This is a genomic window from Pontibacter silvestris (genome assembly GCF_020907275.1).
Lineage (GTDB): Bacteria > Bacteroidota > Bacteroidia > Cytophagales > Hymenobacteraceae > Pontibacter > Pontibacter silvestris.
In genome coordinates, this window is record NZ_JAJJWI010000018.1 from 36,920 (window position 1) to 49,082 (window position 12,163).

Here is a 12,163-nt window from a genome sequence, read left to right on the forward strand (position 1 = left end):
GTAAAATTTTTATCTACTTTCTTCTAAGCTAACCTTTGCCCACTTACAGATACCTCCAAGCGGCGGGTTAAACTTATAAACATTTATCTTTACAGACTGTACAAATGTAAACCTGTCATACACTTTGTCTATAATGCGGTGCCCCAGATGCTCCAGCAGGCGGGCAGGTACTTTCATCTCCTCTAATACTAAATTGTACAGCACTTCATAATTTACCGTTTCATCTAAGTCGTCAGACTCAGCTGCACGTTGCAGATCAGTATTTATGAATAAGTCGATGCCATACTTGTTGCCAATTCTTTGCTCTTCGTCGTAATAACCGTGGAAAGCAAAAAATTCCATGCCTTCCAGCGCAATTTGCCCCATAGTTCCTTGTTAACCTATCTCGTCAAAAAAAGAACCAGCTGTTTGCTTTAAGGCCATATTACGGGACGGCTCAGTAAGCGGCGGCTGCACTTCCGGTTTGTCAGGCTGCACGGGTTGCACATCTGGTACAGGTTTATCAATACCCGGAGAAGGCACACGCCCTGGATAATCAGGCTCTGGCTGCTCAATTTCTGGTCCTGGTACATCAGGTACCGGGGTCGTGGGAGTTGGAATTTCCGGATGTGGCTGTGTTACATCTGGTGCGGGATCGCCAAAGGGCTCATATGCACTTATGTCTTTTACAGCTACAGGTGCATTTGCAGCTGTAGACTCAGCTAATTGTATGGTTGTATTTTCAGTTGTCGTATTCATTTCTTTCAAGTCTTTTAACAACTCGGCACTTTGTACTTTTACGTCCGAGGCTCTTGAAAGAATACTCTGTACATAGGTTTTAGGTTTTGCTTTGGTCTTTTCAACTTTTTCCAAAGCATCATCTGCCATATTCTTAAGTTCACGCACCAGAGAGTCCAGATATCCTTCCATGCGTTGATAATCCTGCTCCAGGGCTCTTACCTCCTGTTGCATCTGCGCTACCACTTTTTCAGACTGCTTGGTTGCATCTTCCAGCATCTGGCGTGCCTGATTACGGGCCTGGTTTATCAACTCATCGGCCTTAAGCTCAGACTCGCGTGCTTTTAGCTCCGCTGACCTGTTTGCCTGCTCTAAGATGCTATTACCAGTATCTTCGGCTGTTTTTAAGGTTTTGTATAATGAAGACTCCACCTCACGCAGCTTCTGAGTCTCGCGGTGCGATGCCTCCAACTTCATGCGCAAGTCTTTGTTCTCATCCATCAGCCTTTCCCATTGCTGCGAGAGCGTAAGCAAAAAGGCATTAACCTCATCCTTATCTAAGCCTCTGAAAGCTTTCTCAAATGTCTTCTGCCTGATTTCTAATGGTGTAATCTTCATAACTCTAACCTAAATTAATATCCCAAACCGAAATAGTACGGTCATCACTACACGAAACTAACTGATTCTGATGAGCCGACCAAAATAATTTATTAACGGATGTGCCATGGCTGGCATTCCGCACTTTGTCTATCACTTTCAATAGTTTAAAGGTCTGTGCATCCCATAATTTAATGGATTTGTCCATGCTGCAGGTAGCAAAAAAACGACCATCAGGGCTGTAGGCAATATGATTAACAGTGTACATATGTGCAATTACATAGCCTCGCTCCTCATATGCCTTCTCTACCTCCCAAACCCGCAAGTGCGCATCACGTCCTGCTGAGAGCAACAAGAGCCCGTCTGGAGAATACGCAACCGTAAACACTGAGTTTGTATGCGACATTAATTCATGTTTTAGCTCCAGGTTACTCACATTGAACACACGGATAATATTATCGCTGTAACCTGCAGCGAGTTCTCCAGTATTATTATTCAATGCCAGGCAACGAACGCTTTGGTCTGATTTGCGCACCATGGCTTTTAGCTCAAAAGTATCCGCGGTTAGTACAGCAATACTGCCATTACCCAAAGCCACGAACACTTTATTATGCTCCAGGCTATAAATTATATCAAAAATAGCCACCTTAGGCAGGGCTACTGATTTCAATATTTTTTTATCTTTCAGGTCGATTACCTGCACTCCCTCCTGGTTCTGTCCGATCAGCAGCAGGTTACGGTCTTGCACAAACCGCAAAGCATACACAGAAGTTGTTACCTGCGCCATCAGTTCACCGTTCTCAGGGTTATGCAGGTCCCAGGCAGCTACAAGGCCATCGCCTCCTGCTGAGAAGAATTTAGCCTGATTTCCAGAAGGCTCCAACGTGTAAACACAATCACGGTGCCCGGTTAGTGTCGCTATTTTTTGTACCTGTATTTTACTGGCCATAGTGGCTTTGTATACTGTGTCTAAATTTTTAGCTAAATTTACGACAAATAGCGCAGAACAAGCGGCTCATACACTTATAAAACATGGCGCTTGGCGCTTTATCAGATATGCCTCTCCTAGAAACCCGCCCCTTAAGCCATCATACTTTATTAGGTATCTGGGAGTTGACAGAGGAACCTGATCAACTGTTGCCGTTACTTCCATCGCATCTTAAAATTGCTACTGAAGTACTTAGCAAAGTACACCACCGTCGCCAGAAGGAATGGCTAGCCAGTCGTGTTCTTGCCTACAGGTTACTACAGCATTTTACAAATGCGCCTCTCCTTCTACAGAAGGATGACAATAACCGCCCTTATTTTTCTGACCATCGATTTCACCTTTCTATTACACACTCACCAAAGCTTGCTGCTGTTATAGTTTCTGATAAACATGAAGTTGGCATAGATATTGAATTAATTAGCCCAAAGGCGCTACGTGTGGCTGATAAATTTCTCTCAAAAGCAGAAAGTGAGTTTACAGGCAGAGATGAAACAAGTACCTGTTTATTCTGGAGTGCTAAAGAAACTTTATACAAGATGTATAGCCGTAGAAAGCTTACGCTGAAAGAAAATCTGTTCATAAAGCCAGCAGAAGAGGCAAATGTGTTGTTAGGGCGTGTACAAACTGAGAATTATCTTAAATTATACCGCATAAGCTATGAGACAATCCTAAATCACATACTTACTTACACTGTAGATAACCACTCTTACCCCTTACAAACAAACTATACCTCTATATGAAACACTTTGCCTCTCTTGTTACAGCCGTACTTTTTTCTGTAACAGTGTTTGCCCAATCAAGTGGATATCAACTTGGTGATAAAGTATCTGATTTCACCCTTAAAGGCAGCAATAACCAGACAGTATCTTTAAGTGACTTTGCTGATAGCAAGACTGTTGTACTGGTTTTTACCAACACGACCTGCCCTTATGCTAAATTGTATGAAAACCGCTTAGTTACCTTGGCAAGCACTTATAACAGCCGTGGTGCACAGTTCATTTTTATTAACCCTGGTGTGAGCAGTGGAGATGGAAGTGAAACGCTAGCGGAAATGGCTGCAAAAAATTACAGTTTCCCATATCTTGCTGATGAGGGGCAGAAAATTAGTGCACAGTTTGGTGCCACTAAAACGCCGGAGGTTTTTGTACTTCACAATATCAATGGCAACTTTGTGTTAAAGTATAAAGGTGCTATCGACGATAATCCGCAAGTAGAGTCTGGCGTAAAAGACAATTACCTGAAGAAGGTGCTTGATGATGTGCTAGCCAATAAAACAGTAACCACTTTAGACAGACGCGCTACAGGCTGTTTAATTAAAAGATATTAATAAGTATGAAAACATACCTGCTTTTGATCTAACTAACTTGTAGGATGATTTAAATACTGAAAAGCATTTGTTGATACAGCAATTTAGTCTAGTGTCCATACTTAGAATATATTTTACATAAAAAGCAGAAGCGGCTTCTGCTTTTTATGTAAAATATATTCTAAGGCTTAGCCTTAAGCAGTACCACTTAAGGTCGGATCATCATCTGATATAGCAGTCAAAAGCTTGGTTACTTCTGTCGCTTTTTCCAAATCATCCATTTTCTCAAAAGAGAAAGCAAGATTTCGTAGTGCACGTTTCACAATCTCTATATTAGAGCAAGGCTCATAGAAAATATCTAACGGGTTTAGGTTTAACTGCAGAATGTAGTTATCAATATCTGACTTTGACAAGATAAGCCCTTTATTATAGACATTAATATAAAACTGTAACCGATCATCCAGTTTATAAGTCAGGATAAAAAGATTAGGCAGGTTTACACCATACACAGGCATTTTTAAGCGTTGAGCCAATGTCATATAAATAACACATAGGGTAAGGGGGTTTCCTCGCTTTGTCTCCAGTGCCAGATGCAACATAGAATTAGCTGGCGAATGAAAGTTTTTGGTGTTTGCTGAAAAGCGCTTTTCGCGAAACAGCACGTTATTCAATGCCTTTACTTGGTCATATGGATGCATATTGTCCTGCATACTTGCCCAGGCATCGAAATACAATTGATCTATCGCTTTGGTTATAGTAGAAAGCTCTATGTCAGGATACAGGTAAGAATTCACAAGCCACATCCCTTCCAGCAGGTTCTCTGCCCCATTATTTTTCCACTCCTGAATTCTTTGCAACAGTCCATCGAACTGCAGATCATGAATCAGGTCTTCTATTTTCTTCTGAAGATCAGTGTTCAGCGTCTCCTCCCACTCTTCCTCCAGGTATGGAATAATGCTTGTACCTAACGACACAATTCTTTTCTCTACATGCGAGGCAACTTCATAGTCGCTGTCGTCCAGCAAGGATATCAACGCTTTTATTTCTTTCTTCGTCACTCTATCTCCTAATTAGAAATGCAATTTAAAAATCAGAAATTCCAGACAGCAAAGCTACCTAAATGATCTTTTTATTCTTAACACTTCATTTCTAATTTTTAATTCCTGCTTTTTAATTTATTCATGTCAGGTCTGTATAACGCCTACGTTATATCTCTTCTCAATAGGTGCGTGATTGGCAGCTTCTATACCCATAGCTATTACTTTGCGTGTTTCCAGAGGGTCTATAATACCATCTACCCATAAACGTGCCGCTGCATAGTATGGAGAGAGTTCTTCGTTATATTTCGCAGTTATTCTTTCTAGCAGTTCCTGCTCTGCCTCAGGAGTAATTTCTTCCCCTTTTGCTTTTAAGGAGGATACCTGAATCTGGAGCAATGTTTTAGCAGCAGAAGCCCCGCTCATTACAGCCAGTTGCGCTGTTGGCCAAGCGTAAATCAGGCGTGGGTCGTAAGCTTTTCCGCACATGGCGTAGTTACCCGCTCCGTAGCTGTTGCCTATAATAACAGTAAATTTTGGCACAACAGCGTTTGCCACGGCATTTACCATTTTGGCTCCGTCTTTTATAATGCCACCGTGCTCTGCTTTGCTGCCCACCATAAAACCTGAAACGTCGTGCAAAAATACCAACGGAACCTTCTTTTGGTTGCAGTTCATAATAAAACGTGCCGCTTTGTCAGCAGAGTCAGAGTAGATGACACCGCCCATCTGCATCTCTCCTTTTTTGCTCTTTACGATTTTACGTTGGTTCGCGACAATGCCTACAGCCCATCCATCAATCCTGGCCAGGCCACAGATAAGCGTTTGGCCATAGAGGTCTTTGTATGGTTCAAACTCTGAGTTATCTACAAGGCGCAGAATAACGTCCATCATGTCGTACGGCTTTGTTCGGTCTGTTGGCAACAACCCGTATATCTCGTTCTGGTCCAGCTTTGGTTCCGCAGGCTCTACTCTGCTAAAACCAGCTTTTTGATTGTCTCCAAGTTTGTCAAAAGTACTTCGGATATGGTCTAAAGCCTCTTTATCGTTCTTGCATTTATAATCGGTAACACCAGATATCTCACTATGTGTAGTGGCCCCGCCTAATGTTTCATTATCCACATTCTCGCCTATAGCAGATTTTACCAGATATGAACCAGCTAAAAATACAGAGCCTGTACCTTCCACAATCAGTGCCTCATCGCTCATAATGGGTAAATATGCGCCTCCTGCCACACAGGTACCCATAATGGCAGCAATTTGAACAATCCCCATCGAACTCATAACAGCATTATTGCGAAACAGGCGCCCAAAGTGTTCTTTATCCGGAAAAATCTCATCCTGCATCGGCAGAAACACGCCTGCACTATCAACTAAATAGACAATGGGTACCTTATTTTCTATAGCAATTTCCTGCGCTCTCAGGTTCTTTTTGGCCGTAATCGGGAACCAGGCTCCTGCTTTAACAGTGGCATCGTTAGCCACTACCACACATTGGCGCCCCTTAATGTACCCAATACCTGTAACCACCCCTCCACTGGGGCAGCCGCCAACCTCTTGGTACATTCCCTCGCCTGCCAGTGCACCAATTTCCAAGAATTCTCTTTCTTCGTCCAGCAGGTATTGAATTCGCTCACGGGCAGTCATTTTACCCTTATCGTGCTCTTTCTGAATACGCTTTTCGCCTCCACCAACATAAACTTTCTTCAGCTTGCTTATCAGTTGAAACGTTAACTGCTTTAGTGCGTCTTCATTTTTATTGAATTCGATATCCATAGGCACTGTTTCAAGAGTTAGAATTAAACCTAAGAGTTAAGAACTAACAAAAAATCCGCTTAAAAGAAGCGGATTTAAAGATACTGTTCAAAACCATTACTGTTCTGACCTATTTGCACCAGGTGTAGTGTTCTGCATTTTGATAGTCGTTCTGGAAGTATCCGGCACTGGCACGTATACAGTGTCTGGTACAGGTTCGCGAAAGTTCTGCGGATGTTCATCCTGCATATCTTTCACCTCATCAATAGTGATAACCCGACCAGTTTCATCTACTTTATATTTATCGCGGCGACCGAATACAGAAAACTGCACATAGCGTTTAGGGTTTACCTGAATATCGCGTAGCAGCAGATTAAGTGCGTCTGTGGAACGTTCCAAGTTCTGGTATAACTCATCGTCGTTCATCATTCTGCCGATGGAGCCTTCGTTAGAGTTGAGTTTGGCAACTGCCGTTTCCAGTTCTGTAACGGCTTTATCTGCATCGTTTACAAGTTTATTAATTTGCACCTGCTTAAGCGAGTCCGTAATATCAGCCATATTTCCGGCAAGGCGGTTGATCTGGCGCTCCGTCTGTCGTAAAGATGATGTCAGCTCACTAATATTTGAGGTGATAGAGTTAATATTTTGCTGGTTTGCCCGAAGCATATCGTTTATGGCAGCCGAAGTGGCTTGGGTATTTTCCAGAATCCCTTGTATACTGCTTCTGGTATCATCATCCAGCAGCCTGTTTACACGGGTTAAAGTAGTATCTACTCTGTCAATAACAGGGACTGTTTTAGAGGAGATCATATCAGTAATACTACTCTCATGTAAAGGAATCAGGGTTTCACCTCCGTCATACATTGTTCTGCTGTTTCCCGGGTAAAGTACAATAGCTTTACTCCCCAATAGGTCAGAACTGGCAAGGCTTGCTATTGTTGAATCCCCAACCTGTACATCTTCCAGCACATCAAGCTCAACTCTTATACTGTTGTCCTTACTTGTCAGCAATGTAATATCCTGTACCGAACCAATCTGAACACCATTCAGAATAACCGGATTCGAAACAGAAAGGCCATCTACATTGTCGTAGACGACATAAAATGTTTTAGAATCTGAAAATACATCTGATCCTTTCAGAAAGGTGAAACCTAAATACAGAATAACAAGTGCCACTATGCCTAGCAGCGCAACTTTAATTTCTTTGGATATCTTCACGTAAGAGCTTTAGCTTAAACACTAGTTCATGGCCTCCAACTCTTGTTTATATTCTTTGAAGGCGCGATATATACCTGATGCCATATACGTTTGGCCGGTCTTATCGTTAAGAAATTTTTCTTCGGTAGGATTTGTCAGGAAGCCGCACTCTATTAAGACACTAGGCATAAAAGACTTCCATAGCACCAGAAATCCAGCCTGCTTCACCCCACGGCTTGTGCGTCCGACCCGTGTTTTAAACTCATTTTCTATTTTTCCGGCAAAGCGTAAGCTGTTATCGATATAGGCACTCTGCTGCAGGGCAAACAAAATGTGGCTTTGCGGAGAGTTAGGATCAAAGCCTTCGTATTTCTCCTGATAGTTATCTTCCTGTAGAATAACTGCATTTTCACGCTTAGCTACACGCAGGTTACCTTCAGAGGTATGTAAGCCCATTGTATAGGTTTCTGTTCCCTGTGCCGCTGATGGCCCTGAATTAAGGTGAATAGAAAGGAAAAGATCAGCGTTGTTTTTGTTAGCAATACCGGCCCTGTCTATCAACTCAACAAATGTATTATTTTTACGCGTGTATATAACCTTAACATCGGGCAGATTCTTTTCAATGAGCGTCCCCACCTGCATTGCTATCTGCAATGCAACATCTGCTTCATGTGAAAACCTGCCATTACAGCCTACATCTTTCCCCCCATGCCCGGCATCAATTACCACTGTACGAACCTTATACGCTTTGCGATATTCTAATTTATTAGAAGAACACAGCAATAATACGGCAGCTAAAAACGAAACAACAACAATATTTCTCACAACTTTCGTTACTTAAAAGCTAAAACAATAACTTTGTACAAATTAAATAAAACTTTAGGGAAGTCTGAAGAAGTTGCGCTACATTTTAATCTTTTTACTGCTACTGCAGTTTGGCATACTTTCCCCCTCACAGGTGATAGGCCAGCAAAGGCCCCAACTACCCGCTACACCCCAGGATACTCTTATATCCGGGCTGGACACGGTTACAGTAAACACCCCGCAGGGAGATATTGAAACCACTATCAAGTACTCAGCCAGAGACTCTATTCAGTTTGAGGTTGACCGCAAGGTAGTGCATCTTTATGGAGACGCGAAAATTAATTACGGGAGCATATCGCTGGACGCAGCCTATATAGAGATAGACTACGACTCAAATATGCTTACCGCCACTCCTCTTACCGACTCTACTGGTAGCGATATAGGCGTACCTGTGTTTGTAGATGGCAGTGAAAAATATGCTGCCAAACGTATTTCTTATAATTTTAAGACCAAGAAAGGTCGCATTGCTGAAGTAGTAACGCAGCAAGGGGAAGGATACATACACGGTGAGATTGTAAAGAAGAACGAAAACAACGAGGCCTTTATCTATCACGCAAAGTACACAACCTGTAACCTGGAGCATCCGCACTTTTACATTGATGCCAGGAGGATTAAAGCAATACCTAACAGCAAAATAATGTCCGGGCCATTTAACCTGGTAATTAGCGACATTCCAACCCCTGTCGGATTTCTTTTTGGCCTTTTTCCCACTCCAAAGTCTCAGCGACGCGCCTCAGGTGTTATTGTGCCGAGCTATGGAGAGTCTAATGCGCAAGGCTTTTACCTGCGTGGTGGTGGCTACTACTTTGCCTGGAACGACTATATTGGTACCCGCCTGACTGGTGATATATATTCCCTCGGAGGTTACAACGTAACAGTAGACAATAGTTATAGAAAGCGCTATGCCTACAGTGGAAACCTTAACATACAATATCAATATTTTAAAAACGATGAGGCAGATATAGCTGCCTCTCTTTCCACGAACGACCTGCTTTCGTCATTACCACCAAGTACTAAAACGTTCTGGATTAACTGGTCTCATACGCCAGAGCAGAAACCGGGTAGAGGGCGCTTTACAGCAAGCGTGAACGCGGGTAGCACCTTACACCAAAGGTTACACTATACCAACACGACCCAATATCTGTCACCAACATTTAACTCGAGTATCTCTTACCAGAAAAACATAACCAATACACCATTCAGTTATACAGCTAAGCTACGCCAGGGGCAGAACAGCAACGGTACCATGAACTTTGTATTGCCAGACCTTAGCTTTAGTATGTCACAGGTTAGTATTTCTGAACTTTTCTCAGATGCTCCCTCAACCGGGCGATGGTACGAGCAGTTTACATTTGGTTATGGCTTTACAGCTAACAATACTATTTCTAACGTGCCGACTACCCGAACTGCACCCAGCGGCCTCTCTACAGAATCTGTGGTAGGCTTAGCAGCAGCGGCAGAAAGAGATACTGGTACTATAAGCCTTGATGATTTCGGCAGATTGTGGCGAAACGGCAGAAGAGCAGCTGACCATAGTTTCCAGCTTGGCCTGGGTAGCTATAAAGTAATGAAGTATCTGAACTTTTCGCCTTCTGTTAGTTACGCAGAATCGTGGGTAGACAGAAAATTCACCTACACATATAATCCTGATCAAAACCAGGTTGAAATTGATACAGCAAACTTCGGGCGTGTGTACCGCTATAATGCAGGAGCTTCTCTTAGCACCAATATTTATGGTACAGTGTATGTAAAAGGAAAACGAGTGGAGGCTATCCGCCACCTTCTAAGGCCTTCTATTTCCTATAACTACACTCCCGACTTTGGCAACGAACGTTATGGCTTCTATCAAACAGTACAGACTGGCGTAAACTCAGATACGCAGGTGCCCATATACCAGACTCTTTCCCGTTTTGGGTCTGGTGCAAGTGTGCCAGGCAGAGGCTTACAGAGTGCTATGTCTTTCAGTTTGCAGAATAGTGTGGAAATGAAAGTTCGCTCCAAGAGTGACTCCACAGAGAATGCTTTTGAAAAGGTAAGCCTGATAAACAATTTAGGTTTAAGCGGCTCTTACAATTTTGCGGCCGATTCCCTTAACCTCAGCACCATTTCATTGAATATGAACACGACCTTACTAAAGGTTATTAACCTTAACTTCAGTTCTACCTTTGACCCATATAAAATCAGTGATGATGGTATAAGAATAAACGAATATGTTTTTGACATTAATCAGTTTAAATTAGCAAGGTTAACCAACGCAAACCTGAGCCTTACCGCAAGTTTAAACCCTCAGGCAAGGCGGTCAGAAACAACGGCGCCAACAAACCTGCCTGACCTACAGCAGAACAACAATCCCTTTATGCCGGAATATGTAGATTTTAAAATTCCGTGGACGCTCAACGTTGACTTTACACTCTACTATGCTCCTGCTCAAACGGCAACGGCTGAAGATCGATTTAATAAAACATTTGGGGTAAATGGCTCCGTTAACCTGACAGAAAAGTGGAAAGTAACTTATAATGCTAACTACGACTTCACTAATAACAACATTTCTTATTCTCAGGTAAGCATTTACCGTGACCTGCACTGCTGGGACATGAGCATTACCTGGATTCCGTTTGGTTTTCAGCGAGGCTATAACCTGACCATTAATGCCAGATCGTCCTTGCTACGGGATCTGAAACTTACAAAGAGGAACTACTCCTCTGGTCTTTACTAACTTACAGAACAATATCCCCATTCATAATGCAGAAAGCCACTAGTACACGAGTGGCTTTCTGCATTATTAGTGCTGTAACAGGCGCAAATCTGAATAATTTTTGTAAACTTTGGGCCTGTACTTTTTATTTGAATTTATCGAACAAAGCTATGTCTGTTCATAAAAACGAGGTTAAAATTATAACCACTCACCAACTGCAGAACATGAAAGAGCGTGGCGAAAAAATCTCCATGCTAACGGCCTACGACTATTCCATGGCCACTATACTGGATGCAGCTGGCATAGATGTTTTATTGGTAGGAGACTCTGCCTCTAACGTAATGGCTGGCCATGAAACAACGCTGCCGATTACATTAGACCAGATGATCTACCATGCTTCTTCTGTTGTGCGGGGAGTAAAACGTGCTTTTGTAGTAGTAGATCTGCCTTTTGGCTCGTATCAGGGAAATTCTTCCGAGGCCCTTCGCTCTACAATCCGTATTATGAAAGAGTCCGGGGCGCATGGCATTAAGCTGGAAGGTGGTGCTGAAATAAAAGAATCTGTTACCCGTATTTTAAGTGCTGGTGTTCCGGTAATGGGGCACTTAGGCCTTACACCACAGTCTATTTACAAATTTGGGACTTACAGTGTCAGAGCCAAAGAAGACGCTGAGGCCGAAAAGCTTTTAAGTGATGCTCAACTACTACAAGAACTGGGCTGCTTTGCCATTGTGTTGGAAAAGGTGCCTGCCTCACTGGCTAAAAAAGTAGCTGAAACACTACACATTCCTATTATAGGTATCGGGGCCGGACCTCATGTTGATGGGCAGGTACTGGTGGTGCATGATATGCTTGGCATCAATAAAGAGTTCAAACCACGGTTTTTAAGACGCTATGCGGACCTGCACACTATCATGACGGATGCTGTTGCCAACTATGTAAAAGACGTAAAAGCCCAGGACTTCCCTAATGAAAAGGAAGCTTACTAATTAAATTATGGATTATGG

Annotated in this window: 11 protein-coding genes; 4 read left to right on the plus strand and 7 right to left on the minus strand. The window is 42.7% G+C overall.

Annotated elements, in window-relative coordinates:
- Positions 1-9 precede the first annotated feature (9 nt).
- Genes folB through LN995_RS15845 form a run of 3 tightly spaced genes read right to left on the minus strand, consistent with a single transcriptional unit; the run spans position 10 to position 2,263 of the window.
- Positions 10-366 carry a dihydroneopterin aldolase gene (gene folB / locus LN995_RS15835; protein ID WP_229962058.1) on the minus strand — a complete coding sequence of 119 codons (357 nt, stop codon included), beginning with the start codon at positions 364-366 and terminating at the stop codon, positions 10-12.
- A gap of 9 nt (positions 367-375) precedes the next feature.
- Positions 376-1,335, minus strand: a complete 960-nt coding sequence (locus LN995_RS15840; RefSeq protein ID WP_229962059.1) for a DivIVA domain-containing protein — start codon at positions 1,333-1,335, stop codon at positions 376-378.
- Positions 1,336-1,339: 4 nt separating this feature from the next.
- Complete coding sequence (locus LN995_RS15845) at positions 1,340-2,263, minus strand: WD40 repeat domain-containing protein (protein WP_229962060.1); 924 nt, start codon at positions 2,261-2,263, stop codon at positions 1,340-1,342.
- A 107-nt stretch (positions 2,264-2,370) separates the two neighbouring features.
- Between LN995_RS15845 and LN995_RS15850 the strand changes: the two genes are divergently transcribed.
- Both LN995_RS15850 and LN995_RS15855 read left to right on the plus strand, forming a co-directional pair.
- Positions 2,371-3,042: a 4'-phosphopantetheinyl transferase family protein gene (locus LN995_RS15850; protein ID WP_229962061.1), complete on the plus strand. Its 672-nt coding sequence runs from the start codon at positions 2,371-2,373 to the stop codon at positions 3,040-3,042.
- Positions 3,039-3,629 (plus strand): thioredoxin family protein, encoded by a 591-nt coding sequence (locus LN995_RS15855; protein ID WP_229962062.1) that lies wholly within the window; start codon positions 3,039-3,041, stop codon positions 3,627-3,629. Before LN995_RS15850 ends, LN995_RS15855 begins: the two co-directional genes overlap by 4 nt.
- A 173-nt stretch (positions 3,630-3,802) precedes the next feature.
- On the opposite strand, the gene LN995_RS15860 is transcribed toward LN995_RS15855, so the two are convergent.
- From LN995_RS15860 to LN995_RS15875, 4 genes are all read right to left on the minus strand, one after another.
- Positions 3,803-4,666: a transglutaminase-like domain-containing protein gene (locus LN995_RS15860; RefSeq protein ID WP_229962063.1), complete on the minus strand. Its 864-nt coding sequence runs from the start codon at positions 4,664-4,666 to the stop codon at positions 3,803-3,805.
- A gap of 126 nt (positions 4,667-4,792) precedes the next feature.
- Positions 4,793-6,421, minus strand: a complete 1,629-nt coding sequence (locus tag LN995_RS15865; RefSeq protein ID WP_229962064.1) for an acyl-CoA carboxylase subunit beta — start codon at positions 6,419-6,421, stop codon at positions 4,793-4,795.
- 96 nt (positions 6,422-6,517) lie between these two features.
- Entirely contained in the window at positions 6,518-7,618 is a 1,101-nt protein-coding gene (locus tag LN995_RS15870; protein ID WP_229962065.1) for an MlaD family protein, read from the minus strand.
- A gap of 21 nt (positions 7,619-7,639) precedes the next feature.
- Positions 7,640-8,422: an N-acetylmuramoyl-L-alanine amidase family protein gene (locus LN995_RS15875; protein ID WP_229962066.1), complete on the minus strand. Its 783-nt coding sequence runs from the start codon at positions 8,420-8,422 to the stop codon at positions 7,640-7,642.
- A 73-nt stretch (positions 8,423-8,495) separates the two neighbouring features.
- On the opposite strand from LN995_RS15875, the gene LN995_RS15880 reads away from it, so the two are divergent.
- Together LN995_RS15880 and panB are read left to right on the plus strand one after the other, a co-directional pair.
- A complete protein-coding gene (locus LN995_RS15880; RefSeq protein ID WP_229962067.1) occupies positions 8,496-11,177 on the plus strand; it encodes a putative LPS assembly protein LptD in 2,682 nt (893 codons plus the stop codon).
- A gap of 149 nt (positions 11,178-11,326) precedes the next feature.
- Positions 11,327-12,145, plus strand: a complete 819-nt coding sequence (gene panB, locus LN995_RS15885; protein ID WP_229962068.1) for a 3-methyl-2-oxobutanoate hydroxymethyltransferase — start codon at positions 11,327-11,329, stop codon at positions 12,143-12,145.
- The last annotated feature ends 18 nt before the right edge of the window (positions 12,146-12,163 follow it).